Raw genomic sequence first — 25,422 nt, forward strand, 5'->3', positions numbered from 1 at the left:
CGGGCGGGCTAAGGCGAGAGTATCGCTGGATTTACAGCACCCTTAACCGGGTGCCCGTTATCCGCGGGCGCGGGTAAAGATCAGGACACAGAGCAGGACGAGCAGGCGATGGAGGAGCCGCCCGTGGGGGATCAGCCGCTGGTGACCGTTGAGGCGGTCGGGCGCAAGTGCCCGATCCCGATCATCATGCTCGCGGAGCGCATCCGCGAGGTGCCGATCGGCTCCGTGATCGCCGTGACCGCCGACGATCCGGCCGCCTCGTCCGACATCCCCGCGTGGTGCCGGATGAAGCTGCAGGAGTTCGTGGCCGAGGTTCCGCTGGAGCGCGGGAGCGCCTTCCACATCCGGCGGAGGTACTGAGCCCGCCCCGCGGGCGCGCGCGGCCGTGTCCCCGCCGTGACCATCGTGATGTTGGTCCGATCGGGTGCGGGGCCCGGGGCGGGCGCCCGCGGGGCCGGGAGGACCGGGAAAAGGCGCGAGGGCCGCGCCCCGGACGGATCCGGGGCGCGGCCCTCGCCGCGCACGCTCCCCGAGGGGGTCAGCGCGCGTAGTACTCGACGACGAGCTGCTCGTCGAAGGGCACCGGGACCTGGTCGCGCTTGGGGCGGTCGACGACCGCGCAGCGCAGGTCCTTGTGGCTGACCGCCAGGAAGCCGGCGATCTTGTCGTCGGCGTGCACGCCCTCGGCGGCCTCGACGAACGGCACCATGTTCCGGGACTTCTCCCGGACGCCGATCACCTGGCCCGGCTTGACCTGGAAGGACGGGATGTCGACCTTCTTGCCGTCCACGGTGATGTGGCCGTGGGTGACGTACTGGCGGGCCGCGTAGATGGACGGCGCGAAGCCGGCCCGCAGCACCAGGGTGACCAGGCGCAGCTCCAGCTCGGAGATCATCTCCTCGCCGGTGCGGCCCGGGCGCTTCTTGGCGTTGTCGTAGACCCGCGCGAGCTGCTTCTCGGACAGGTCGTAGTACCAGCGCAGCTTCTGCTTCTCGGCCTGGCGGACCGCGTAGTCGCTGGTGGAGCGGCGGACGCGGCGGCCGTGCTCACCCGGGGGGTAGGGCCGCTTCTCGAAGTAGCTGACCGCCTTACGGGTCAGCGGGGTACCCGCGCGCCGGGACAACCGCACCTTAGGTCCGGTGTAGCGCATGCTTTCCTCTTTCCGCTTCGTGAGTGGAGGGAATCCCAGGTAAGGCTCGCCTAGTTCTGGGAGGAGGCCCACAGGCCCCCCGGGTCGCGGCGGCATGGCCGCCTGCGCGCCGTTCCCCGCCGGTGCGGCCGACCCTGGCCGCGTGCCGGTGGTGGCGCGTGCGGAGGTGCTCCCATCCGCACGAACGCCGCCGCGCGTCTCAGCGCGGCGGCCGGATCACCCGCCCGGACGGCGCCGGGCAGGCGGGGTCGGTGTCCTACTTTACGCGGTCGGGCGGGGTGCCCGGGCCACGAGCCCCAGCGCACGGCGTCCCACCCCGCCGTCGCGGTGCCCGCGCCCGGTCCCCGCCCGGGTCCGGCGCGTGCCGGTGCTACGCCAGGTGCGGCTCCACCTCGTCGGCGACCTCCTTGCCGTAGCTGGCGGTGATCCGCGCGAGCAGGCCGGCCGTGGTCAGCTCGTACTCGGTCGGACCGTTGACCTCCAGGCTGTGCACCGCGATGCAGTTGCCCACCTGGGCGGCGCGCTCCAGGGAAAGGCCCCAGGAGGTGGCGGCCAGGAACCCGGCGCGGAAGGCGTCGCCCACGCCGGTGGGGTCGACCTTCTCGGAGACCTCGGCGACGTCGACGCTGACCGGCGGCTCGCCCTTGCGGTCGATCCGCACGCCCTTGGCGCCCAGGGTGGTGACCCGGATGCCGACGCGGTCGAGGATCTCCTCGTCGCTCCAGCCGGTCTTCTGCTCGGCCAGGCCCTTCTCGTACTCGTTGGTGAACAGGTAGGCCGCGCCCTCGATGAGGTTGCGGATGTCGGCGCCGTCCATCAGCGCGAGCTGCTGGGAGGGGTCGGCGGCGAACGGGAGGCCGGTACGGCGGCAGTCCTCGCTGTGCCGCAGCATGGCCTGGGGGTCGTTGGCGCCGATCAGCGCCAGTTCGAGGCTGTGCTCGGCGGCGAGCGCCGCCAGGTCGATCTCGCGCGCCTCGGACATGGCGCCGGCGTAGAACGAGGCGATCTGGTTCTGCTCGCGATCGGTGGTGCACACGAACCGGGCGGTGTGCTTGCGGTCGGAGGTGCGGACGCCGGAGGTGTCCACGCCGTGCTTCTCCAGCCAGGCGCGGTACTCCGCGAAGTCGGCGCCGACGGAGCCGACCAGCAGCGGCTTGAGGCCGAGGCGGCCCATGCCGTAGCTGATGTTGGCGGCGACCCCGCCGCGCCGCACATCGAGCTCCTCCACCAGGAATGACAGGGAGACCTGCTCCAGCTGGTCGGCGATCAGCTGTTCGGCGAATCGCCCGTCGAAGGTCATCAGGTGGTCGGTGGCGATCGATCCGGTAACCGCGATGCGCACTCGGAGTGCTCCTTGGGTCGGGGAGATCTGAACGGGGCACAAGCCTACCTACGGGCTCGGCGCCACAGGGAAGGACCCTGCAGGCACTCGGTGTCCGTGCACGTCCGAGCGCATACGCCGACGGGCCCCGGCGGCGGGGGACGGGACAGGGCCCGGCGCCCCGCCGGTGGTCCCGGCGGCCGCGCCGCCACCACGGCTGCGGGCCCCTCGGCCGCCCTCCGGACCGTCATGCGTGCACGGCTCGCACGCCTCGCGGTGGCCGGGCCTGCCGCGGTCCGGTTCCGCGCACGTCTCCGCAGGTCTGCGCACGGCGGCCGGACCCCTGTCCCGGGACCGGGAGGAGCGACGGCCGGATCGTTGATGGGAAGCGTGCGCCCCGGCCGGTGGCCGTAGACCACGAGCGACCGCTCGGCCGGGGCACCGGTCGGCCGCTCGTGCCCGATCTCGGCGTGGAGCGCACAGCCTCCCCGGCACCCCCGGCCCATGGCCTCCGGCAGCGCACCCGGCACGGCGCCCCGGCCCCCGACCGGCCCTTCAGGGCCCAGACCACCGCCCCGATCTTCCGGCGCGCCCGGCCCCGCACACACCGATCACGGGCGCCCCTCCCCGTGTCCGCAGCCGATGCGGAGTTGCCCATCAACGTTCTCGGGCCCACCCCGTTCGTGCCGCCCGTACAGGCGGCCGCCCCCGAAGGCGGCGCGGGCGCGTCCGCCCCGGAGACGGCGACGGGCCCGCCCCGGCGTGTGCCGGGACGGGCCCCAGACCCTCGGCGGCGACGCCGACCTGGGCGTGCCGCGCGTCGGCCCCGCGGGGCCGGTGTCTCTACCGCTCTCCTTAGTTGAAGGAGTCGCCGCAGGCGCAGGAGCCGGTGGCGTTGGGGTTGTCGATGGTGAAGCCCTGCTTCTCAATGGTGTCGACGAAGTCGATGGTGGCGCCGATCAGGTAGGGGGCGCTCATCCGGTCGGTGACCACCTCGACGCCGCCGAACTCGGCCGTCACGTCGCCGTCGAGCTCGCGCTCGTCGAAGAACAGCTGGTAGCGCAGGCCCGAGCAGCCGCCGGGCTGGACGGCCACGCGCAGCCGGAGGTCGTCCCGGCCCTCCTGGTCAAGGAGCGCCTTGACCTTGCCCGACGCCTCGTCGGTGAGGATGATCCCCTGCGCCGTGGCCTCGTCGCTCTGAACCGTCATCTGCAAGCTCCTCCAAGAAGGCGTGTACGTCGGCCCCCGGTCGCCGGGCGGCGCCGGTGGCCGTCCGGATCCCCGCACGGCCGCGCACGGGTCCCATCGGTCCTCAGCGGTCCCAACACCGAGGTCCGACGGCGCATTCCGCCCCGCTCGGGGCGCCTCGGTGCACCACCTCCAGGTTAGGTGCTGCACGCGTCCCCCGCCATCGCGGCCCGGGGGCCTACGTCACATGGGGGCGGGGCCGCGCCCCCGTCCGCCTCCTTGGGAGGGCATCCGCGGGAACTGTACGGCCATCCGCGGCGGGTGGGCTGCAGGCCGGGAATCCGAGGACAGGCCCGCCCCGATTCCGCGACACCCGTGCCGACCTGGTCGGCCGGAAGCCGCGCCGCTCCAGTGCCGGAGCCTCAGTCCCCTCGTCCGGCCCTGTCCACGCGGGGCCAGGCGCGGGCGATGGCGGCGGCGAGGGCGCGCAGCTCCTCGGCGGAGCGGGCCATCGCGGCCTCGGTGGACCCGGCGGACTCCACCAGGGAGTAGGCGGCGGTGACCCCGGCCTTGGCGGCCTCGTCCGGGTCGGCGGAGACCGCCCCGGCGGTGACCACGCACGGCACCCCGTGCCGGGCGGCGGTGCGGGCCACCCCGTGCGGCAGCTTGCCGCGCAGCGACTGGAAGTCGAACGAGCCCTCGCCGGTGACGACCAGGTCGGCCCCGGCGGCCAGGGAGTCCAGGCCGACCGCTTCGAGCACCCGGGCGACGCCGGACTCCACCGTCCCGCCCAGGACCAGCAGGCCGTACCCCAGTCCCCCGGCGGCGCCCGCGCCGGGGGCGGCGCGCAGGGTGCCCTCCGGGTCGGTGGCGTCGGCGAAGTCGGCCAGTGCGGCGTCCAGGGCGCGCACGGCCCCGGGGTCGGCCCCCTTCTGCGGTCCGAACACGGCGCTGGCGCCGTGCTCGCCGAGCAGGGGGTTGTCCACGTCGGTGGCGGCGATCAGCCGCACCCCCTCGACGGCGCGCAGGGCGGGCGCGGTGTCGGCGGCCTCCAGCCCGGCCAGGGCCCCGCCTCCGGCGGCGAGCCGGTCGGCGGGCCCGGCGCCGAGCGCGGCGAGCATCCCGGCGCCGCCGTCGTTGGTGGAGCTGCCGCCCATGCCCACCACGACGGTGCGCGCCCCGGCCTCCACCGCGCGGGCGATGAGCTCGCCGACCCCGCGGGTGGTGGTGCGGGCGGGGTCGCGGTCGGCGGCGGGCACCAGGTGCAGGCCGCAGGCCAGGGCGCTCTCCACGTAGGCGGTGTCGCCGTCGAGCAGCACGTCGGCGCGGACGGGGGCGCCGAGCGGGCCGGTGACCTCGCAGCCGAGGAGCCGACCGCCGATCGCGGCGTGCAGCACCTCCACGAAGCCGGGGCCGCCGTCGGAGAGGGGCACGGTCCGTGTGTCGGCACCGGGGTGCACGTCGCGCCAGCCGGTGGCGACGGCCTCGGCGGCTTCGACGGCGGTCAGGGTGCCGGCGAACTTGTCTGGGGCAATCACGATTCGCACCCGACCAGTCTGCCCCGGCCGCCCGTCCGGGACCAGGGGATCGGGCAGATTTTATCCACTTCGCGATAACTCGTTTCCGTGGAACGGAAAATTTCCCGCGCCCCTCCCCGGTCCCGCACCGCCCCGCGGCGGCCGGTCAGAGGTCGGGGGCGCCGGTCACAGGCCCGGGGCGCCGTAGACCGGGAACCAGCGGCTCTTGTCCTGCTCCATCGGCAGGGGGCCGCCNGCAGCTCCAGGGCGTTGTCCCGGCGCTGGCCGCCCAGCGGGGCGAACGGGTAGAAGGTGCCCCGCTTGTACAGGTAAACCAGCGCCACCGAGCGGCCCTTGGCGTCGGCGAAGGCCGTCAGCGAGCACAGCAGGGAGGGGCCGAAGCCCGCGTTCTCCAGGCTGGAGTTGACCGCGTGCACGTCGGTCACCAGGTCGGAGATGCCGCTCTCGGTGGAGGAGCGCAGCACCAGCCAGGTGTAGCCGAAGTCGTCGGCGGTGGTCTCCACCGGCGGGCCGCCGTCCGCGTCGAGCAGCGCGGTGACCTCGCGTTCGAGGTCGGCGAAGGCCTTGCCCTCGGCGGCGCGGAAGGCGACCGACCCGGTGCCGGTCGGGGTGAACCCCGCCGCGGCCTCCAGCGTCACGGCCGCCGACGGCAGCGCGAACAGGGCGTCCAGGTCGGGACGGGCGGGCTTGGACCGCCCGAGCAGGGCTCGGAGAAAACTCAACACGACTCCTCATGTGCGTGCGGCGCTCGTCCGGAGACTACTCCTGCCGCCCTTGCCGTCCGTCGGCCCACGCGCGCCCGCTAAGCTCCGGTCCCCAGCTGCCGGGAGATGGAGGAGAGCTGCTCCAGGCGGCGCTCCACCGGCGGGTGCGTGGCCAGGAGCTGGCCCATGTTGAACCCGCTCTTGGAGAAGGCCGGGGTGAAGAAGAAGGCGTTGAACGGCTCGGCCTGGCGCAGGTCGCGGCTGGGGATGCGGGCCATGTCCCCGGTGATCTTGGTCAGGGCGCTGCCCAGGGCCGACGGGCGGCCGGTCAGGTACGCGGCGGCGCGGTCGGCGGCCAGCTCGCGGTAGCGGGACAGGGCCCGGGTGAGCAGGAAGCTCAGCGCCCACACGATCGCGCTCACCACCACCACGGCCAGGGCGATCATCGCCGGGGAGGGGCCGTTGCTGTTGCGGTTGCCCCCGCCGCCGAACGCGGCGAAGCGCAGCCCCATCTGGGTGAGGAACCCGGCCACGATCCCGAGGAACCCGGCGATGGTCATCACCATGACGTCGCGGTGGGCCACGTGCGACAGCTCGTGGGCGAGCACCGCCTCCAGCTCCTCGGGCTCCAGGCGGCGCAGGATGCCGGTGGTCGCGCAGACCACGGCCTTCTTCTCGTTGTGGCCGGTGGCGAAGGCGTTGGGCACGTCGGTGTCGGCCACGGCCACACGGGGCTTGGGCATGTCGGCCATGGCGCAGAGCCGGTCGACCACCGCGTGCAGCTGCGGCGCCTGCTCGGGGGTCACCTCGTGCGCGCCCATCGCGTACAGGGCGATCTTGTCGGAGGTGAAGTACTGGACCACGGCGAAGCCGACGACCAGCAGGACCACCAGCGGCCAGGGCAGGCCGACCAGGATCAGCGCGATGATGAACGCCACGTACACCACGCCCAGCAGCGCCATGGTGAGCACCATGCGGGCGGTGAGCCCCCGGTCGGGGGTGAACTTCGAGCCTGCCACTGCGTGCCTGCCTTCGTCTGGTTTGCCCCTCGGCGCCCAGTCTAGGCGGGACGGCGGCGGAAAAGGGTGAGAGCCAGGTGAGACACGCGGGCCGGGCGGCGGCGGCCGGGCCGCACCGTCCCCCGGTACGGACGATACAGGGCCGCCGCGGCGTACCGCGGCGGCCCCGGGTGCCCTGTCCGGTCAGGGCGCGCGCTCACCGGAAGACGGGCGAAGGGTCAGTCGGGGATGAGCCCCTCGTCGCCGAGCATCGCCCGGACCTCCTCCATCGAGGCGTCCGAGGGGGGAAGGACGAAGTCCGACGGGTGCAGCGACTCCGGCGGGAGCGGCTTGCCGTGTTCGCGGATGCGCTCCAGCAGGGTGGCCAGGGCCTCGCGGAACGCCGCATCGTCGCCGGACTCGATGGCCTCCTCAAGGGTGGTGTCCACCGAGTTCAGCAGGTCCATGTCGGCCTCGGAGAGATCGAGCTGGCCCTCCCCCATGATGCGGACGATCATGCTCCCTCCCCCTGCCGGTTCGGCTGGGACTGGGCGTCGGAGCCGCTCTCGAGCTGCGGGGCCGCGCCGCCGCCGCCCTGGCCCAGCTCCTGCTTCATCTTCTCCAGCTCCAGTTCGACACCGCTGGAGCTGGCCATGCGGTCCAGCTCGGACTGGATGTCGTCCTTGGAGCTGCCCGAGACGTCGTCCAGGGCGCCGGACTCCAGCAGCTCGTCCACGGCGCCGGCGCGGGCCTGCATCTCGGCGGTCTTGTCCTCGGCGCGCTGGACCGCCATGCCCACGTCGCCCATCTCCTCGGAGATGCCGGAGAAGGCCTCACTGATCTGCGTCTGGGCCTGCGCGGCGGTGTAGGTGGCCTTGATCGTCTCCTTCCGGGTGCGGAAGGAGTCGACCTTGGCCTGCAGGCGCTGCGCGGCCAGGGTGAGCTTCTGCTCCTCGCCCTGAAGCTGCTCGTGCTGCTGCTTGAGCCCGTCGATCTGGGACTGCAGGCCGGAGCGGCGGGTCAGGGCCTCGCGGGCGAGGTCCTCGCGCCCCTGCTGGAGCGCGGCCCGGCTCTGGTTCTCCAGCTTGCCCGACTGCTGCTCGAGCTGCTGGATCTGCAGCTCGACACGCTTGCGGGAGGTGGCGACGTCGGCCACCCCGCGCCGGACCTTCTGCAACAGTTCCAACTGCTTCTGGTAGGAGTAGTCGAGTGTTTCCCGAGGGTCCTCGACGGAGTCCAAGGCCTTGTTCGCCTTGGACTTGAAGATCATGGAAAGTCGCTGAAACACGCTCATCGGCGTGGCCGTCCCCTTCTCGGTCCGTACGATCGGCTGTTCCCGGCGGGCGCTGTGCCCCAACCCTACGCGCTCTGACCGGCCCTCGCCATGCAGCGCCATTCACACCACGGGGAGCCGATACCCTGATGGATGTGTTCCGACGTCGCTCCGCTTCCGAATCCAAAGAGCCGGCCGTGACCGGTGCCGCCGAGACCGCTGAGGGCTCGCAGAAGGGCTACACCCCGAAGAAGGGTGTGCCCACGCCCAAGCGCCGGGACAGCCAGGCCGAGCTCCGCCGCCCCCTCAACGCGCCGCAGTCGCGCAAGGAGGCCTACCGGCAGTACCGCGAGCGCCGTGCCCGCGAGCAGCAGCGCACGGCCTCCAAGTCCGGTGCCCCCAAGGGCGAGGAGCGGTACTTCCGCCCGCAGGACTTCGGGCCCGCGCGCGCCTACGCGCGGGATGCGGTCGACTCCCGGCGCAGCCTCAGCGAGTTCTTCCTGTACTTCTCGCTCGTCATCATCGTCGCGCTGATCGCGGCACCGGTGGAGATCCAGGCCGCGATCACCTACATCGCCTGGCCGGTCATGATGGTCACCATCGTGGTCGAGGGCGTCTTCATCGCGCGCAGGGTCAAGAAGTACACGGCCGAGCACTTCCCCAATGACGACAACCTGCGGGGCATCGGGCTGTACGCGGCCATGCGCCAGCTCCAGATCCGGCGCCTGCGCCTGCCCAAGCCGCGGGTCAAGCCGGGCGAGCCGATCGGCACGGCCGCCAAGGGCTGACCGCCCGCCGCACCCCCGGAACCGACGCGCGGGGCCCACTCTGCACAGGGCGGGCCCCGCGCGCATATCGTGCCCCCATGGAATTCCGTCACCTCGGCAGCAGCGGTCTCGTCGTCAGCGAGATCTCCTACGGCAACTGGATCACCCACGGATCGCAGGTGGAGGAGGACGCGGCCGTCGCGTGCGTGCGCGCCGCCCTGGACGAGGGCATCACGACCTTCGACACCGCGGACGTGTACGCGCGCGGGCGCGCGGAGGAGGTGCTGGGCCGGGCGCTCAAGGGGGAGCGCCGGGACGGCGTCGAGATCTTCTCCAAGGTCTACTGGCCCATGGGCGAGGGGAAGAACGACCGGGGGCTGTCGCGCAAGCACATCGTGCGCGGCTGCGAGGAGTCCCTGCGGCGCCTGGGCACCGACTACCTGGACCTGTACCAGGCGCACCGGTTCGACTACGAGACGCCCCTTGAGGAGACCATCCGGGCCTTCGACGACCTGGTCCGCCAGGGCAAGGTCCTGTACGTGGGGGTCTCGGAGTGGCGCGCGGACGAGATCGAGCGGGCGCAGAAGATCGCCGACGACATGGGCTTCGACCGGCTGGTGTCCAACCAGCCGCAGTACAACATGCTGTGGCGGGTCATCGAGTCGGCGGTGGTGCCGGTGTGCGAGCGCGAGGGGCTCGGGCAGATCGTCTGGTCGCCGATCGCGCAGGGGCTGCTCACCGGCAAGTACGCGCCCGGCCAGGCCCCGCCCGCGGGGTCCCGCGCGACCGACGAGTCCGGCGGTGCGCAGATGATGGCCAAGTACATGGACGACGAGGAGCTGCTGCGCCGGGTGCAGCGGCTGCGCCCGATCGCCGACGAGGTGGGGCTGAGCATGGCGGCCCTGGCGGTGGCGTGGGTGCTGCAGAACCCGAACGTCTCCTCGGCCATCATCGGCGCCAGCCGCCCGGAGCAGGTGCGCGACAACGTGCGGGCGTCGGGCGTGATCCTCGCCCCTGAGGTGATGGAGAGGATCGACGAGGTCCTGGGCGAGAGCATCCGGCGCGACCCGGGCCTGACCCTGAGCCCCGAGCGGCGTCCCTGAACGCGGCGGGGCCGGGGCGGCGCCCCGTACGCGCCGTTCCGGCCCCGCGCGGGCTCCAGCGACGCACCCGCGCCGCCAAGGCAGTGAGGCCGGGGCCCTCAGCCCTCGCCGAGGCTCATCGTGTACTGCACGCGCTCATCCTCCAGAAGGCTGACCTGCTCCACGCCCGCCTCGGCCAGGTCGCGCCACTCCTCGCCCAGCCAGCTCTCGGCGTCCCCGCGCGAGGGGAACGTCTCGGCGGGCAGGTCCTCGCCCTCAAGGACCGCTCCGCCTTCCTTCTCGTAGCGCCAGCTCCAGGCCATGGGGCTCCTTCCTTCAGCCGCGCCGGGCCACCCGGCCCGGCGGTGCCGAGCCTACGCGTCCTGGTGTTCACTGGCGGGGGTGCGNCTGGTGTTCACTGGCGGGCATGCGCATTCGTTTCTTGGGGACCGCCGCGTCCCGGGGCTGGCCGGTGCCCGAGTGCCGGTGCGCCTCCTGCCGCCGCGCCGCAGCCGAGCCCCGGCGGCCGCTGGCCGTCCATGTGGAGGGCTCACTCCAGACGGCCCTGCGCGCCGAAGGCCGAACGTTCTTCGGGGGCGACTCGGTGCTCCTTGAGTGCGATCCTCCGGAAGCCTCCTCCACCCCTCCGGACCCCCTCTCCGCCGACCGAACCTCCGATGCACCGTCCGGCAGGGAACGGCAGGGTCCCGGTGCCTGGCTCCCACCCGATGTCGCCGTCGTGCACGCCGACGCCCCTGAGGCCATCGGGGATCTGCGGCGCCGCGGGGTCGTCCACGACCGGACGCGCTTCCTCCTGGTCGGCGGCGGCCACGGGGTGCACTCCCCCGCCGAGCTGCGGCGCCGGGCGGCGCTGTGGGGCGCCGAGGCGGCGGCCGACGGGCAGGTCGTCGAGGTCGCCCCGCTGCCGGAACCCGCCGAGCCGGTCGCCCGGCGGGTCCTGGTCACCGGCGGGGCGCGCTCGGGCAAGTCCGCCGAGGCCGAGCGGAGGATGCTCGCCGAGCCGCGCGTGGTCTACGTGGCCACGGGACCGCGCCCCGAAGGGGATGCGGCGTGGGTCGAACGCGTGGCCGCGCACCGGTCCCGCCGCCCGCCGTGGTGGAGGACCGAGGAGACCGGGGACGCGGCGGCGGCGCTGGACGAGGCGGCCGGGACGGGCGAGGCGGTCCTCTTCGACTGCGCGGGCACCTGGCTGGCAGGGGCCATGGAGGAGGTCGGCATGTGGTCCGACACCCCGCCTGCGGACGCCCGGGAACGCCTGGACCGCCGCATCGGGGAACTGCTCGATGCCTGGCGCCGCTTCCCCGGCCATTCGGTGGCGGTGACCAACGAGGTCGGATCGGGCGTCGTCCCTGCGACGCGGAGCGGTGGCCTGTTCCGCGACATGCTGGGCCGGTTGAACCAGGGCTTGGCCCAGGAGTCGGACGAGGTCCTGCTGGCGGTGTCCGGAAGGATCATCGAGTTGCCGTAGTCGGCGCCCCGGTGGCCATCGCCCCCGAACCGGCAGGCGCCCCACTCACGGTCCCAGCCCGGCGGCGGGCCACCGGAGCGCAAGGTGGCAGGCGCCCCCTGCCCGCGATGATCTCGACAGAAGTGCTGCCGTTCCGGCGGTTGCAACAGCACCCTCGTCGAGATCATCACCGAGGGGGCCGTCCGCAGGGCGAGGGACGGCGGTGGGCCCGGCTGATCGGTGGCATCGCCGCACGCCGACGGTGGCGGACGCTCCGGCGGTAGGATCGGCGGCCCCCGTCCCCGTTCGCCCCGTCGCTTGAGGAGTCCGCATGCAGTCCGACGCCGGTTCCGGTCCCTCCCGGCCCCCGGGGTCCGCCGGGAGGGGGAGCGGCGCCGCCCTCGACGGGCTCCGGATGGCGGCGGGCACGCTCACGGCCGTGCCCGTCCGGGTCGACCGGGTGGACCGCGCGGTCGCCGGGTGGGCCATGCGCTGGGCCCCCCTCATCGGGGCCGGGCTGGGGGTCGCGGGCGGCATCGTCGTCTCCGTCGCCGTGGCCGTCGGGCTCACCCCGCTGCTCGCCGCCGCCCTCGCCCTCGGGCTGCTCGCGGCCCTCACCCGGGGCCTCCACCTGGACGGGCTGGCCGACCTGGCCGACGGCCTCGGCAGCGGGAAACCGGCCGACGAGGCCCTGCGGATCATGAAGCGCTCCGACATCGGCCCCTTCGGGGTGGTCACCCTGGTGCTGGTGCTGCTGGTGCAGGCCGCCGCGCTGGCGCAGGCCGCCTCGGCGGGCCCACTGGCCGGGGCGGCCGCGCTGGTCGCCGCCGCCGTCGCCGGGCGCCTGGCCATCACCCTGGCCTGCACGCCCGCCGTCCCCTCGGCGCGCCCGGACGGGCTGGGGACCTATGTCGCCGGGACCGTTCCGCACGCCGCGGCCTCCGCCTCCGCCGCCGTGGGGCTGGCCCTGGCCGCCCTGGCCGGGCTCCTGCACTCCCCCGGCGCGGCGCTGTCCCTGGCCTTCGCGGTCGCCCTGGGGGCGGCCGCGTCGGTCCCGCTGCTGCTGCACGCGCGGCGGCGCCTGGGCGGGATCACCGGGGACGTGCTGGGCGCGCTGTGCGAGACGTCCGCCACGGTCGCCCTCGTCGCGGCGGCGATCGCCCTGTGAGCCCCGCCGCATCCGCGGTCGGCGCCCGCACCGGTGCGCCGCCCTGTAGCCATCATCACATTTCTTCACACCCCGGCCGGGGCCGCGCCCGGCCACCTGCGGTGACCGGCGCGAACCCGCCGTTCCGGAAGATGCGGGGGATCGTCACGGACGGGGCGCTTCGCGCCGCCATCACCGGAAAGAAACGGACTTCTTCACATACGGGTGAACACGCGGCCGCCTCCGGCCCGGCGGTGGGCGCGCCGGGTGCGGCGTGCCCACCGGGACGTCACAAGGACTAGCATCGGACCCGTGAGCACGTCGCTGTCAGTCATTACGGAATCCCCCTGTTCGCTCGACGCCGACGCCGTTGTCGTCGGCTACCACTCCGGGGCCGACGGCCCGGAGCCCGCGTCGGGCGCTCACGACGTCGAGGCGGCCTACCCCGGCGGCCTCGCCCGGACCCTGTCGCTTCTGGGAGCGAGCGGCGCCCTTGAGGAGGTGCACAGCCTCCCCTCCGCCGGCGCGACCACCGCCCCGGTCGTGCTCGCCGTCGGCCTGGGCCCCGTCCCCGACGGCGCCCCCGACCCCGACCACGTCGCCCGCGCCGCCGGTGCCGCCCTGCGCGCGCGACCGGCCGAGGCCGCCCGCGTGGTGCTGGCCCTGCCCGCCGGCACCGCCGAGCTGGCCGGGGCCGCCGCCACCGGCGCGCTGCTGGGCGACTACGCCTTCACCCGCTACCGCACCGGCGAGGACGCCGAGCGCGCCCCCGCCTCCGCCTTCCAGGTGGTCAGCGCCGCCGAGGGGGCCGCGGCCGCCGTCGAGCGCGCCGAGCCCGTGGCCGCCTCGGTCAACCTGGTGCGCGACCTGGTCAACACCGCCCCCGCCGACCTGGTCCCCGAGGACCTGGCCGGGGTGGCCGAGGAGGTCGCCCGGGAGCACGGCCTGCAGGTGCAGACCCTGGACGAGAAGGAGCTGGCCGAGGGCGGCTACGGCGGCATCGTCGGCGTCGGCCAGGGCTCGGCCAACCCGCCGCGCCTGGTGCGGCTGGCCTACTCCCACCCGGAGGCCTCCTCCACGGTCGCCTTCGTCGGCAAGGGCATCACCTTCGACTCCGGCGGCCTGTCGCTGAAGCCGGCGGGCGCCATGGACTGGATGAAGTCCGACATGGGCGGCGCCGCCGCGGTGCTGGGCGCCATGCGGGCCATCGCGGTCCTCAAGCCGAAGGTGAACGCGGTGGCCTACCTGGCCATCGCCGAGAACATGCCCTCCGGCACCGCCCAGCGCCCCTCCGACGTGCTGACCATGTACGGCGGCACCACGGTGGAGGTGCTCAACACCGACGCCGAGGGCCGCCTGGTCATGGCCGACGCGATGGTGCGGGCCCAGGAGGACGGGCCGGACCTGCTGGTCGACGTGGCCACGCTGACCGGTGCGCAGCTGGTGGCGCTGGGCACCCGCGTCTTCGCGGTCATGGCCTCCGACGACGACACCCGGGCCTCGGTCACCGCCGCGGCGGACGCCGCCGGTGAGGCCGCCTGGCCGATGCCGCTGCCCGAGGAGCTGCGCAAGGGGCTGGACTCCTCGGTCGCCGACATCGCCAACGTGGCGGGCGAGCGCTGGGGCGGCATGCTCAGCGCGGGCGTGTTCCTCAAGGAGTTCGTGGCCGACGGGCAGCGCTGGGCCCACCTGGACATCGCCGGGCCCTCCTTCAACCAGGGCGGTCCGCACGGCTACACCCCCAAGGGCGGCACCGGCGCGGCCACCCGCACCCTGGTGCGGATCGCCGAGGACCTGGCCGGCGGCGCACAGGACTGAGACCGGGCGCGGCCGGGCGGGACACGCGCCCGGCCGCACCGCATCCGTCACCGACGGACGAACACCACTACATCCACACCAAGGAGTGTCCTTCCCGTGAGTGAGAGCGGCGGCACCTTCGACCTCGTGATCCTGGGCGCCGGCAGCGGCGGCTACGCGGCGGCGCTGCGCGCGGCCGAACTGGACATGAGTGTCGCCCTGATCGAGAAAGACAAGCTCGGCGGCACCTGCCTGCACCAGGGCTGCATCCCGACCAAGGCGCTGCTGCACGCGGCCGAGGTCGCCGACTCCGCCAAGGAGGGCGAGAAGTTCGGCGTCAAGTCGAGCTTCGAGGGCGTCGACGTCCCCGCCGTCCACAAGTACAAGGACAAGGTCGTCGGCGGGCTCCACAAGGGCCTGTCCGGGCTGATCAAGTCGCGCGGGATCACCGTCGTCGAGGGGGAGGGCAAGCTGACCGGCCCCGACGAGGTCACCGTCGGCGGCGCGGTCTACAAGGGCCGCAACATCGTCCTGGCCACCGGCTCCAAGCCCAAGACCCTGGGCCTGGACATCGACGGCGAGAAGGTCATCACCAGCGAGCAGGCGCTGCGGATGGACCGGGTGCCCGAGTCCGCCGTGGTCCTGGGCGGCGGCGTGATCGGCGTGGAGTTCGCCAGCGTCTACCGCTCCTTCGGCACCGAGGTCACCATCGTCGAGGCGCTGCCGCACCTGGTGCCGGTCGAGGAGGAGTCCAGCTCCAAGCTGCTGGAGCGCGCCTTCCGCAAGCGCGGCATCAAGTACGAGCTGGGCACCCCGTTCGAGAGCGTCAAGACCACCGACTCCGGCGTCAGCGTCACCCTGCAGGGCGGCAAGACCCTGGAGGCCGAGGTGCTGCTGGTGGCCATCGGCCGCGGGCCGGTCTCGGAGGGCCTGGGCTACGAGGAGCAGGGCATCCCGATGGAGCGCGGGTTCGTCCAGGTGGACGAGAACCTGCACACCGGCGTGGGCAACGTCTACGCGGTCGGCGACCTGATCCCGACCCTGCAGCTCGCGCACGTGGGCTTCGCCGAGGGCATCTTCGTGGCCGAGCGCATCGCCGGGCTCAACCCGCCGGCCATCGACTACGACGGCGTCCCGCGGATCACCTACTGCGAGCCGGAGGTGGCCTCGGTCGGCATCACCTCGGCCACCGCCAAGGAGCGCGGCTACGACATCGTCGTGACCGACTACAACCTGGCGGGCAACGGCAAGAGCCAGATCCTGCAGACCTCGGGCGCCGTCAAGGTCATCGCCGAGAAGGACGGCCCGGTGCTGGGCGTCCACATGGTCGGCTCCCGGGTCGGCGAGCTGATCGCCGAGGGACAGCTCATCTACAACTGGGAGGCGCTGCCCGCCGAGGTGGCGCAGCTCATCCACCCGCACCCGACCCAGTCGGAGGCGCTGGGCGAGGCGCACCTGGCGCTGGCGGGCAAGCCGCTGCACGTCCACGACTGACGCGCCCCCGCGGGGCGGGCCCCGGGCCCGCCCCGCTCGCTTCTTCTCCGCGCTTCATACGTTCTTCGCTGCTAAGAGGACCCCATGCCGACTTCCGTTGCAATGCCCGAGCTGGGCGAGAGTGTCACCGAGGGCACCGTCACCCAGTGGCTCAAGAAGGAGGGCGACACCGTCGCGGTCGACGAGCCGCTGCTGGAGGTCTCCACCGACAAGGTCGACACCGAGATCCCCGCCCCCGCCTCCGGTGTGCTCACCAAGATCCTCGTCGCCGAGGACGAGACGGTGGAGATCGGCGCCCAGATCGCCGTGATCTCCGAGGCGGGCGAGGCCCCGGCCGAGGAGGAGGCTGCGCCCACGGCCAAGGAGGCGCAGCCCGAGCCGGAGCCCGCCGCTCCCGCCCCGGCCCCCGAGCCCGAGCCCGCTCCGCAGGCCGCCGCCCCGGCGCCCGCGCCCGCCCCGGCCCCCGCGCCGGAGCGCCCCGCCGAGCCCGCCCGCGCCGAACGCGACACCGGCGCCCCGGCGGTGGACGTGGAGACCATCAGCGGCACCGGGACGGCCGCCGGAACCGACGCGGTCACCGAGGCCTACGTGACCCCGCTGGTGCGCAAGCTCGCCGCCGAGCACGGGGTGAGCCTGGCGTCGGTGCGCGGCACCGGCGTGGGCGGCCGCATCCGCAAGCAGGACGTGCTGGACGCCGCCGCGGCCGCCGCCGAGCCGGCCGCCCCCGCGGCCCCGGCCCGCACCGCCCCGGCGCCCGACACCACGCTGCGCGGCCGCACCGAGAAGATGTCCCGGCTGCGGCAGACCATCGCCGACCAGATGGCCGAGTCGCTGCGCATCTCGGCCGAGGTCACCCAGGTGGTCGAGGTCGACATGACCAACGTCGCCCGCCTGCGCGCCCAGGCCGCCGAGCAGTTCGCCGGGCGCGAGGGCGTGGAGCTGGACTTCTTCGGCTTCTTCGCGCTGGCCGCGGTGGAGGCGCTCAAGGCCCACCCGAAGCTGAACGCCGTCATCGACAGCGACAGCTACGAGGTCACCTACCACGACCTGGAGAACCTGTCGGTGTCGGTGGACACCGAGCGCGGGCTGCTGGCCCCGGTGATCAAGGACGCGGGCGACCTCAACCTGGGCGGCCTGGCCCGCAAGATCTCCGACCTGAGCCGTCGTGCGCACACCGGGGAGCTCAACCCCGACGAGCTGAGCGGCGGCACCTTCACCATCACCGACACCGGCACGGTGGGCGCGCTGTTCGAGACGCCCATCATCAACCAGCCGCAGGTGGCCATCCTGGGCACCGGCGCCGTGGTCAAGCGCCCGGTCGTGGTGGAGGACCCGGAGCTGGGCGAGGTCATGGCGGTGCGCTCGATGGCCTACCTGGCCCTCACCCACGACCACCGGCTCATCGACAAGGCCGACGCGGGCAGGTTCCTGCAGGCGGTGAAGGAGCGCTTGGAGGAGGGCGCCTTCGAGGCCGACCTGGGCCTGGCCTGACGGCGGTCCCGGACTTCAGGCGCACCCGGAGGCCCCGGGGCGCACCGCGGTCCTCCGAGCGGCGAACGGCGCGGCCGCGGCCCCTTCCGAGGGGTCGCGGCCGCGTCGTGTTCCAGGGCGTGGGCATCGGCGGGCCGACCGGTGCCGTCCGAGGGCGGCGGTTCCATCACCCGACCGGCCCGGAATCGCCCCTTTCGCCACGCTCGATGCGCATACCGGAGCTTCCCACCCGGTATGCCCACTATGCGCCGCCCGCTCGGACCGCGAGGGGCCTACCGGACGGAGGCGGGGCCGGAGACCCGCCCGTCTCACTCCGTGGCCGCCGACCAGGGCGGCCGCGCAGGCGCCGGACGGCCGACAGCGCTACCGCTGGGCCTGCCCACCCCGGTCGCCGCCGCCCCGCGCCCCTGCGCCCCAGTGGCGCGTGCCCGCCAGGCGACCGGAAAGCGGCGGCCCCACCACGGCAGCGGGGCGGCGCCCTTCCGGACGCCGCCCCGCCTTGTTACCCCACCATTCACCATCCCCCTGGTGATCCCCATCACCAAAGGTCGGCCCGGGCCTCGCACCGAAGTGCGCCCGGATAAGCCCACCGTAGAGGGGTGCTCACCCGCCGCGCAGGCATTCCGGGGAATTGCCCGGGGAATCGGGCGAGGACTGTCCGAAGACGCCCGTGATCTCCGGTTTTCGGTGGTCACCGCGCATCCGGGCGACCGTGCCGCCGCCCCCGCCGGTCCCCGACGCCCCGACGCCTCCGCCGCGTCGCCGCCGATTCCGCCGCGCCGCCCTCCCGCCGACGCCCCCACCGCACACCGGCCGCCGAAACGGGTAGGACCGTTCCCATGAAGGTCGCGATCACCGGGTCCACCGGTCTCATCGGAAGCGCCCTGGCGCGCTCCCTCGCCGACGACGGGCACAGCGTCGTACGCCTGGTGCGCCGCCCCGCCCGCGACGAGCACGAAGCGCGGTGGGACCCCGAGGGCGGCACGGTCGACACCGGACCCCTGGCCGGAACCGACGCCGTCGTGCACCTGGCGGGCACCCCGCTGGGCCCGGCCCGCTGGACCACCGCGCGCAGGCGCGCGATCCGGCAGAGCCGTGTGGCGGGCACCCGGACCCTGGCGGCGGCGCTGGCGGGCATGGACGCGCCGCCGGGGCGGCTGCTGTCCGGGTCGGCGATCGGCTACTACGGCGACACCGGCGACCAGGCGGTGGACGAGAGCGGCGACAAGGGCCAGGGCTTCCTGTCGGACCTGTGCCGGGACTGGGAGCGCGCCACCGCCGAGGCCGAGGAGGCCGGGATCGCCACCGCCCACCTGCGCACCGGCCTCGTGCTGTCCGGGCGCGGCGGGCTCCTGGGGTCGGTGCTGCCGCTGTTCCGGCTCGGCCTGGGCGGGCGCCTGGGCGACGGGCGCCAGTACATGAGCTGGATCAGCCTGGGCGACCACGTGGGCGCGATGCGCTTCCTGCTGGAGCGGCCCGGCCTGACCGGCCCGTTCGACCTGTGCGCGCCCGAGCCGGTGACCAACGCCGCCTACACGCGGGCGGTGGCGGCGTCCGTGGGGCGGCCCGCGCCGCTGCCGGTGCCCGCGTTCGCGATGCGCGCGGCGCTGGGCGGCTTCGCCGACGAGGCGGCGCTGGTGAGCCAGCGGGTGCTGCCCGCGCGGCTGGAGGAGGCGGGGTTCGGGTTCACCCACCCCACGCTGGGTCCGGCGCTCATGGCGGCGCTGTCCGAAGCCTCCGAGCGGTAAGGGGCCGGCCACCGCCGGGAACGGCCCGGGCGGCGGCCCCCGGGGCGGCGGTCGAACACCGCCCCGGGGCACCTTATTCCCGCAGGGACAGGGCGTCGCGGAGGGCCGGGGCGCCTTCCTCCGGAGCCCTTCCGAGGGCATAAGGTGGGATGTATGAGTGAGCTCGTCTTCGCCCGGCTCGGCGATGACCCGGTCCCCTATCAGGAGGGCTGGGACCTCCAGAAGCGGCTCCACCAGAGCCGCGTCGCCGACCTCATCCCCGACACGGTGCTCATGCTCCAGCACGAGCCCGTCTACACGGCCGGGAAGCGCACCAGCACCTGGGACAGGGAGCAGACCTGGCCCGGAACCCCCGTCTTCGACATCGACCGCGGCGGCAAGATCACCTGGCACGGCCCCGGACAGCTCACCGTCTACCCGATGGTGCGCCTGGCCGACCCGATCGACGTGGTCGCCTATGTGCGCCTGCTCGAAGAGGCGATCATCCGCACGCTGGCCGAGTACGGCCTGACCGGTCGGCGCATCGAGGGCAAGACCGGGGTGTGGCTGGACGCCGACCCCTCCCGCGGGCTGATCGAGCGCAAGATCGGGGCCATCGGGTGCCGGATCTCGCGCGGGGTCGGCATGCACGGTTTCGCCCTCAACTGCGACAATGATCTCTCGTGGTTCCAGAGGATCGTCCCGTGCGGCATCCCCGCCGACGAAGGGGACGTCACCAGCATCTCGCGCGAGGTGGGGCGCGGCGTGACCGTCGCCGAGGTCCTGCCGCGCGTGGAGGCGCACCTGGCCGAGGTGCTCGGCGCCGAGTCCTACAGCCACAGCGACGGCGTGCCGCCGGACCTGCCGGGGGCCCAGGCCCCGGCCGAGCCGGCGGGCGCCTGACGGCGCCCGAGCACGACGACGACCTCCCCACGAGGGACGAGGAAAGGAAGGGTCCGCGTTGACCATCGCTCCCGAGGGCCGCAAGCTGCTGCGGATCGAGGCCCGCAACAGCGAGACGCCCATCGAGAAGAAGCCGCCGTGGATCAAGATCAAGGCGAAGATGGGGCCCGAGTACAGCGAGCTGCACTCGCTGGTGAAGCGCGAGGGCCTGCACACGGTCTGCCAGGAGGCCGGGTGCCCCAACATCTACGAGTGCTGGGAGGACCGCGAGGCGACCTTCCTCATCGGCGGTGACCAGTGCACCCGCCGGTGCGACTTCTGCCAGATCGCCACCGGCAAGCCCACGGCGCTGGACCGGATGGAGCCGACCAAGGTCGCCAACTCGGTGCGCACCATGGAGCTGCGCTACGCGACGGTCACCGGTGTGGCCCGCGACGACCTGGAGGACGGCGGCGCCTGGCTCTACGCCGAGACGGTCCGCAAGATCCACGAGCTCAACCCGGACACCGGCGTCGAGCTGCTGATCCCCGACTTCAACTCCGACGACGAGCAGCTCGGCGAGGTCTTCGGCTCCCGCCCCGAGGTGCTGGCGCACAACGTCGAGACGGTGCCGCGGGTGTTCAAGCGGATCCGCCCCGGGTTCCGCTACGAGCGGTCGCTGGAGGTCATCACCAAGGCGCGCGACGCCGGGCTGGTGACCAAGTCCAACCTGATCCTGGGCATGGGCGAGGAGCGGCACGAGATCAGCGAGGCCATGCGCGACCTGCACGGGGCCGGGTGCGACCTGCTGACCATCACCCAGTACCTGCGGCCCTCCAAGCTGCACCACCCGATCGACCGGTGGGTCAAGCCGGAGGAGTTCGTGGAGCTGGCGGCCGAGGCCGAGGAGATCGGCTTCGCGGGCGTGATGTCGGGGCCGCTGGTGCGCTCGTCCTACCGGGCCGGGCGGCTGTACAAGCAGGCGATCGAGAAGCGCGAGGCCGAGGCGAAGGCCCAGGCCTGAGCCGCGTCGCCGCGCACCGCCCCGTCCGCACCGCCCCGCGCCGCCCCTCGGGCGCCGCACACCGCCCACCTGGGAAGGCCCCGCAGGCGATCCGGACAAAACGAACATTGCAAAGTAATCAAGCTGAAACGGCGGCCCCCCGCCNCCCCATGGGCCATATCCTGGAGGGCATGGCGAAGAAGCCCAAGGACACCAACACCTCCCAGGCGGCCGCAGGCAAGGGCGGCTCAGAGGAGCAGAAGCGGCCGGGCCGGTTCAAGCAGCTCGGCATGGTCGCGAAGGTCGTGCACAAGCAGAGCCCCAAGTCGATCCCGATCGCGGTCGGGATCTTCCTGGGCCTGGTGGCGCTGTCGGTCGTCGGCGGCCTGGTCACCGGCGGGGGCTGGCTCTACTGGCTGAGCCTGGGCATCCCGATCGCCTTCCTGGCCGGGTTCATCTTCTTCACCCGGTCGGCGCAGAAGATCCAGTACAAGATGCTCGACGGGCAGCTCGGCGCGGGCATGGCGGTGCTGGACAACATGCGCGGCGACTGGTCGACCGAGCCGGGGGTGGCGGCCACGCGGCAGATGGACGTGGTGCACCGCGTCGTCGGCCGCCCGGGCGTCGTCCTGGTCGGCGAGGGGGACCCGTCGCGGCTGCGCAAGATCGTGGCCGCGGAGAAGAAGCGCGTGTCGCGCGTGGCCTACGAGATGCCGATCTATGACGTGATGGTCGGCAACGGCGAGGGCCAGGTGCCCATCTCCGACCTGCAGAAGCACATGATGAAGCTGCCGCGCAACCTGGACAAGGCGAAGGTGGCCGAGCTGCGGTACCGGCTCAAGGCGCTGCCGTCGGCGGTGCAGATGCCCAAGGGCCCGATGCCCAAGGGCGTGAAGATGCCGAAGGGCCCCAAGCCCCAGACGCGCTGAGGTGACGACGGGCGCTTCGCCAGCGATACGACGGCAAGGAGCCGCCCGGCCCCCTCGGGGCCGGGCGGCTCCTTCGTTCGTCCGCCCCCTCCCCCGGCGGTCCGCGGCGCACGGCCGTCGGGATCATCGGGACACGGAGGCTACAGGCGCTTGGAGACGGTCCCCGCGGCGCGGTCGTGCAGGCCCCGCTGGTCGCGGTCGTGGACGACGGCGGGGATGACCAGGCACAGCAGGACGGTGCGGAGGACGACCGCCAGGGGCCAGGGGATGCCGCGCTCGCCGGTCGACGCGATGCCGATACCGGCGATGCGCTTGCCGAGGGTCGTGCCGAACAGCACCAGCAACAGCGCCGTCATCACCGCGAACACCAGCAGGGCGGTGGACGAGCCCTCCCGCGGATCCGCGCCGAGGAGGCCGTAGGCGATCGCCAGGCTCAGCACCCAGTCGAGCGTCAGCGCCACGAGCCTGCGGCCCACGCCGGGCACCGAGCCCGGGCCTTCCTCGGGCATCCCCAGCCGGTTGCCCCGGTAGCGGAATGCGGCCTCCTCAGGGCCCGCCTCACCGTTTCTCTCCATGGGACCAACGGTATCGGCGCCGCAGGGTACGTGATTCCGGACACTCTCGCGGGGGCGCCCGGAAACACCGTTTCCCGGTGTGACGCCGGATACGCCCCGCTGGACAGGGGAAACGCCGCACCCCGTAACGCGCAGGAAACATACGAGACATGGCCGAGAAACGCCGCCCTCCTAGCGTCGTCACCGTGGCCGAGGAGGGGGTCGCGGAGAGCGGATGACACCGGGCCGAGGCCCGCGCCACCGCCGCCCCCTCCCACATCTGCTCGGAGGTATGTCTTGTTCAGCAGCGCCGATGAGGCCCTCGCGTTCATCAGGAACGAGGGCGTCGAGTTCCTCGACGTCCGGTTCACCGACCTGTTCGGTGGCGTGAACCACGTCACGATCCCCACGGAGAACGTCGACGAGGACACGTTCACCAAGGGCCAGATGTTCGACGGGTCCTCGATCCGCGGATTCCAGGCGATCCACGAGTCGGACATGCTGCTGCTGCCCGACCTGAGCACCGCCGTGCTGGACCCGTTCCGCGAGTTCAAGACGCTGAACATGACGTTCTTCGTCCACGACCCGCTGACGCTGGAGTCCTACAGCCGCGACCCCCGCAACGTCGCCCGCAAGGCCGAGTCCTACCTGAAGAGCAGCGGCATCGCCGACACCGCCTTCTTCGGGCCCGAGGCCGAGTTCTACATCTTCGACGACGTCCGCTTCGAGACGCGCGCGAACACCGGCTACTACCAGATCGACTCCATCGAGGGCGCCTGGAACACCGGCACCGCGCAGAACGGCGGCAACCTCGGCTACCGCCCGCGCTACAAGGGCGGCTACTTCCCGGTCGAGCCGGTCGACCACTACAGCGACCTGCGCTCGCGCATGGTGCGCAACCTGATCGACGCCGGCCTCGACGTCGAGCTGCAGCACCACGAGGTGGGCACCGCGGGCCAGGCCGAGATCGGCATCAAGTTCGGCACCCTGCTCCAGCAGGCCGACCGCGTGCAGCTGTACAAGTACATCGTGAAGAACACGGCCAACGCCGCGGGCAAGACCGTGACCTTCATGCCCAAGCCGCTCTTCGGCGACAACGGGTCGGGCATGCACTGCCACCAGAGCCTGTGGAAGGACGGCGCGCCGCTGTTCTTCGACGAGTCGGGCTACGCCCAGCTCTCGGACACGGCCCGCTACTACATCGGCGGCCTGCTCAAGCACGCCAACGCGCTGCTGGCCTTCACCAACCCGACGGTGAACTCCTACCACCGCCTGGTGCCGGGCTACGAGGCCCCGATCAACCTGGTCTACTCCCAGCGCAACCGCTCGGCGTGCATCCGCATCCCGCTGACCGGCCCGAACCCGAAGGCCAAGCGCCTGGAGTTCCGGGTGCCGGACCCGTCGGCCAACCCGTACCTGGCCTTCTCGGCGATGCTGATGGCGGGCCTGGACGGCATCAAGAACAAGATCGAGCCGCCGGAGCCGATGGACAAGGACCTCTACGAGCTGCCCCCGGCCGAGGCCGCGGCGGTCGAGACGGTCCCGGCGTCCCTGGAGTCCGCCCTGGACGCCCTGGAGGCCGACCACGAGTTCCTGCTGGAGGGCGGGGTCTTCACCCCGGACCTGGTCGAGACCTACATCGACTTCAAGCGCACCGAGGAGATCGACTCCCTGCGCCTGCGCCCCCACCCGCGCGAGTTCGAGCTGTACTACGACATCTGATCCGGGTGCCGTAGGCGGACCGGATCCGCCGCAGGGGCCGCCGACCGTGCACGTGGTCGGCGGCCCCTTTCATGTGTCCGGTCTGTACCGCCAATCCGGCGGGAAGTCCGAGCCCCCGCAGTCGGCGCTGTTCCCACACCATTCATCGTCCCGGCCGCAATACCTGACGAGGCGGAATCCCCAGACGGAGAGGCCGTCGCCGTCGATGTCCCCGGCGTGGACGGGGAGCACCGTCCCGTCCGGTTCGGCGAGGAGCATGCGGGAGGGGACGATGGTGTCGTCACCCACCCAGCAGCGCGCGGACAGGGCCCGGGAGGCCCGGGAGGCGAACTCCCACTCGGCGAGGGGCGCCCGCGTGGACCCGCAGGAGAACCAGGTGGAGGAGATCCGGGGTTCCGCCGCGTAATCGAAGTGGCCATAGTCGACGGGCAGCACCTGAACACCCGCGAGCTCCCCGCCCAGCCAGACGGGAACCCCGAGAAGGTCCGAGCAGAGCCGCCGGACGTCCTCCAGGGAGACGACCCGGTCCACGGTGACGTCATACGAGCCCGTCATGTCCGCCTCCTTCGAGCCGCCGAGTGCCGTCCCTGTACGACCGCCGGTCAGCCGGTCCAGGTGACGGTGTGGACACGTACGACCGTGTGGGACGTGTCGACGTAGAAGAGGACCGCACCGTCCTCCCCGAAGGGGGCCCACCGCCATACGGGATCGGCGGGATCATCGCTCCACCCGGCGCTCCAGGGGTCACGCCCCACGGCGCCGAGTGTGTCGACCAACGCGGTGAAGGCCCGCGACGGGAGTCCGAGGGTCTCGGCATCCCCCTTCGCGGTGAACTCGACTCGATAGCTCACATCGCCTGCCGACGAGCGATGATCTCGTCGAGGCTGGTGAAGTCCCCATCACCGGTGCGCGCCTGTTCGCGGCTCTCCTCGTACCCGTCGCCGTTGCGTGCGAGAGCGCGAAGGTGCCATGTTCGGAGCATCTCTTGGAGCTGGTCGAAACGGTGAGGGTCGTCCGCGGCGATATGGGCGGCCTCCCTGTATTCCCGGAGGAACCAGGCCTGGTCGCGCTCGGGCAGCATCTCCATGATCTGCGCCGGGTCGTTCAACGGACGGGTGGCCACGGGCGCTCCTTTCCGTCGGTCGTTCCAGTGTGCCACGGAGCGACCGGCTGGGCGCCGCCTCCCC

General features: G+C 73.0%; 25 protein-coding genes and 1 pseudogene. 13 read left to right on the forward strand and 13 right to left on the reverse strand.

Going from position 1 to position 25,422, the window contains the following annotated elements:
- Positions 1-108: 108 nt before the first annotated feature.
- Positions 109-360, forward strand: a complete 252-nt coding sequence (locus D476_RS0102085; protein ID WP_017622329.1) for a sulfurtransferase TusA family protein — start codon at positions 109-111, stop codon at positions 358-360.
- A 178-nt stretch (positions 361-538) separates the two neighbouring features.
- Here the strand turns inward: D476_RS0102085 and rpsD are convergent, their stop codons facing one another.
- The 8 genes and pseudogenes from rpsD to D476_RS0102125 all read right to left on the reverse strand — a co-directional run bounded on the left by rpsD (position 539) and on the right by D476_RS0102125 (position 8,193).
- Entirely contained in the window at positions 539-1,150 is a 612-nt protein-coding gene (gene rpsD, locus D476_RS0102090; RefSeq protein ID WP_017622330.1) for a 30S ribosomal protein S4, read from the reverse strand.
- A 370-nt stretch (positions 1,151-1,520) separates the two neighbouring features.
- A complete protein-coding gene (locus tag D476_RS0102095; RefSeq protein WP_017622331.1) occupies positions 1,521-2,492 on the reverse strand; it encodes a carbohydrate kinase family protein in 972 nt (323 codons plus the stop codon).
- A gap of 834 nt (positions 2,493-3,326) precedes the next feature.
- Entirely contained in the window at positions 3,327-3,680 is a 354-nt protein-coding gene (locus D476_RS0102100) for a HesB/IscA family protein (protein ID WP_017541402.1), read from the reverse strand.
- A 401-nt stretch (positions 3,681-4,081) separates the two neighbouring features.
- A complete protein-coding gene (locus tag D476_RS0102105; protein WP_040724960.1) occupies positions 4,082-5,206 on the reverse strand; it encodes a glycerate kinase family protein in 1,125 nt (374 codons plus the stop codon).
- Positions 5,207-5,362: 156 nt separating this feature from the next.
- A pseudogene (gene pspAB / locus D476_RS31825) lies at positions 5,363-5,919 on the reverse strand (PspA-associated protein PspAB).
- A gap of 80 nt (positions 5,920-5,999) precedes the next feature.
- Positions 6,000-6,920 (reverse strand): zinc metalloprotease HtpX, encoded by a 921-nt coding sequence (gene htpX / locus D476_RS0102115; protein ID WP_017622333.1) that lies wholly within the window; start codon positions 6,918-6,920, stop codon positions 6,000-6,002.
- A 218-nt stretch (positions 6,921-7,138) separates the two neighbouring features.
- Positions 7,139-7,417: a PspA-associated protein PspAA gene (pspAA, locus tag D476_RS0102120; protein WP_017622334.1), complete on the reverse strand. Its 279-nt coding sequence runs from the start codon at positions 7,415-7,417 to the stop codon at positions 7,139-7,141.
- A complete protein-coding gene (locus tag D476_RS0102125; RefSeq protein WP_083939379.1) occupies positions 7,414-8,193 on the reverse strand; it encodes a PspA/IM30 family protein in 780 nt (259 codons plus the stop codon). Before D476_RS0102125 ends, pspAA begins: the two co-directional genes overlap by 4 nt.
- Positions 8,194-8,369: 176 nt before the next feature.
- Here D476_RS0102125 and D476_RS0102130 point away from each other — a divergent pair, with 176 nt between their 5' ends.
- Positions 8,370-8,960 carry a DUF3043 domain-containing protein gene (locus tag D476_RS0102130; protein WP_017622336.1) on the forward strand — a complete coding sequence of 197 codons (591 nt, stop codon included), beginning with the start codon at positions 8,370-8,372 and terminating at the stop codon, positions 8,958-8,960.
- A gap of 77 nt (positions 8,961-9,037) precedes the next feature.
- The gene (locus tag D476_RS0102135) at positions 9,038-10,042 is read left to right on the forward strand and encodes an aldo/keto reductase family protein (RefSeq protein WP_017622337.1); all 1,005 of its coding nucleotides are present in this window, start codon (positions 9,038-9,040) and stop codon (positions 10,040-10,042) included.
- A 98-nt stretch (positions 10,043-10,140) separates the two neighbouring features.
- Here D476_RS0102135 and D476_RS0102140 read toward each other — a convergent pair whose 3' ends face one another.
- Complete coding sequence (locus D476_RS0102140) at positions 10,141-10,344, reverse strand: hypothetical protein (RefSeq protein ID WP_017622338.1); 204 nt, start codon at positions 10,342-10,344, stop codon at positions 10,141-10,143.
- A 104-nt stretch (positions 10,345-10,448) separates the two neighbouring features.
- Between D476_RS0102140 and D476_RS0102145 the strand changes: the two genes are divergently transcribed.
- The 9 genes from D476_RS0102145 to D476_RS0102185 all read left to right on the forward strand — a co-directional run bounded on the left by D476_RS0102145 (position 10,449) and on the right by D476_RS0102185 (position 21,959).
- Positions 10,449-11,510: a bifunctional adenosylcobinamide kinase/adenosylcobinamide-phosphate guanylyltransferase gene (locus D476_RS0102145; RefSeq protein WP_026123144.1), complete on the forward strand. Its 1,062-nt coding sequence runs from the start codon at positions 10,449-10,451 to the stop codon at positions 11,508-11,510.
- A gap of 310 nt (positions 11,511-11,820) precedes the next feature.
- Complete coding sequence (locus tag D476_RS0102150) at positions 11,821-12,657, forward strand: adenosylcobinamide-GDP ribazoletransferase (protein ID WP_017622340.1); 837 nt, start codon at positions 11,821-11,823, stop codon at positions 12,655-12,657.
- 291 nt (positions 12,658-12,948) lie between these two features.
- The gene (locus D476_RS0102155) at positions 12,949-14,454 is read left to right on the forward strand and encodes a leucyl aminopeptidase (RefSeq protein WP_017622341.1); all 1,506 of its coding nucleotides are present in this window, start codon (positions 12,949-12,951) and stop codon (positions 14,452-14,454) included.
- A 96-nt stretch (positions 14,455-14,550) separates the two neighbouring features.
- Entirely contained in the window at positions 14,551-15,927 is a 1,377-nt protein-coding gene (lpdA, locus tag D476_RS0102160; protein WP_017622342.1) for a dihydrolipoyl dehydrogenase, read from the forward strand.
- An 84-nt stretch (positions 15,928-16,011) separates the two neighbouring features.
- On the forward strand, positions 16,012-17,418 hold the full coding sequence (gene sucB, locus D476_RS0102165) for a 2-oxoglutarate dehydrogenase, E2 component, dihydrolipoamide succinyltransferase (RefSeq protein ID WP_026123145.1): 1,407 nt from the start codon (positions 16,012-16,014) through the stop codon (positions 17,416-17,418).
- A gap of 839 nt (positions 17,419-18,257) precedes the next feature.
- Positions 18,258-19,166, forward strand: a complete 909-nt coding sequence (locus tag D476_RS0102170) for a TIGR01777 family oxidoreductase (protein WP_017622344.1) — start codon at positions 18,258-18,260, stop codon at positions 19,164-19,166.
- Between the two features lie 153 nt (positions 19,167-19,319).
- Positions 19,320-20,048, forward strand: coding sequence for a lipoyl(octanoyl) transferase LipB (gene lipB, locus D476_RS0102175; protein WP_017622345.1), 729 nt, complete (start codon positions 19,320-19,322; stop codon positions 20,046-20,048).
- Positions 20,049-20,106: 58 nt separating this feature from the next.
- Positions 20,107-21,051: a lipoyl synthase gene (gene lipA / locus D476_RS0102180; protein ID WP_017622346.1), complete on the forward strand. Its 945-nt coding sequence runs from the start codon at positions 20,107-20,109 to the stop codon at positions 21,049-21,051.
- 170 nt (positions 21,052-21,221) lie between these two features.
- A complete protein-coding gene (locus D476_RS0102185; protein ID WP_026123146.1) occupies positions 21,222-21,959 on the forward strand; it encodes a DUF4191 domain-containing protein in 738 nt (245 codons plus the stop codon).
- A gap of 140 nt (positions 21,960-22,099) precedes the next feature.
- Here the strand turns inward: D476_RS0102185 and D476_RS0102190 are convergent, their stop codons facing one another.
- Positions 22,100-22,534: an RDD family protein gene (locus D476_RS0102190; protein ID WP_017622348.1), complete on the reverse strand. Its 435-nt coding sequence runs from the start codon at positions 22,532-22,534 to the stop codon at positions 22,100-22,102.
- A 276-nt stretch (positions 22,535-22,810) separates the two neighbouring features.
- On the opposite strand from D476_RS0102190, the gene glnA reads away from it, so the two are divergent.
- Complete coding sequence (gene glnA, locus D476_RS0102195; protein ID WP_017622349.1) at positions 22,811-24,235, forward strand: type I glutamate--ammonia ligase; 1,425 nt, start codon at positions 22,811-22,813, stop codon at positions 24,233-24,235.
- A 69-nt stretch (positions 24,236-24,304) separates the two neighbouring features.
- Here glnA and D476_RS37840 read toward each other — a convergent pair whose 3' ends face one another.
- Genes D476_RS37840 through D476_RS0102210 form a run of 3 tightly spaced genes read right to left on the reverse strand, consistent with a single transcriptional unit; the run spans position 24,305 to position 25,358 of the window.
- A complete protein-coding gene (locus D476_RS37840; RefSeq protein ID WP_017622350.1) occupies positions 24,305-24,790 on the reverse strand; it encodes a hypothetical protein in 486 nt (161 codons plus the stop codon).
- A 47-nt stretch (positions 24,791-24,837) separates the two neighbouring features.
- On the reverse strand, positions 24,838-25,086 hold the full coding sequence (locus D476_RS0102205) for a hypothetical protein (RefSeq protein ID WP_017622351.1): 249 nt from the start codon (positions 25,084-25,086) through the stop codon (positions 24,838-24,840).
- On the reverse strand, positions 25,083-25,358 hold the full coding sequence (locus tag D476_RS0102210; protein ID WP_017622352.1) for a DUF6247 family protein: 276 nt from the start codon (positions 25,356-25,358) through the stop codon (positions 25,083-25,085). Before D476_RS0102210 ends, D476_RS0102205 begins: the two co-directional genes overlap by 4 nt.
- Positions 25,359-25,422 lie beyond the last annotated feature (64 nt).

It is taken from the genome of Nocardiopsis chromatogenes YIM 90109 (assembly GCF_000341185.1).
Taxonomy (GTDB): domain Bacteria; phylum Actinomycetota; class Actinomycetes; order Streptosporangiales; family Streptosporangiaceae; genus Nocardiopsis_A; species Nocardiopsis_A chromatogenes.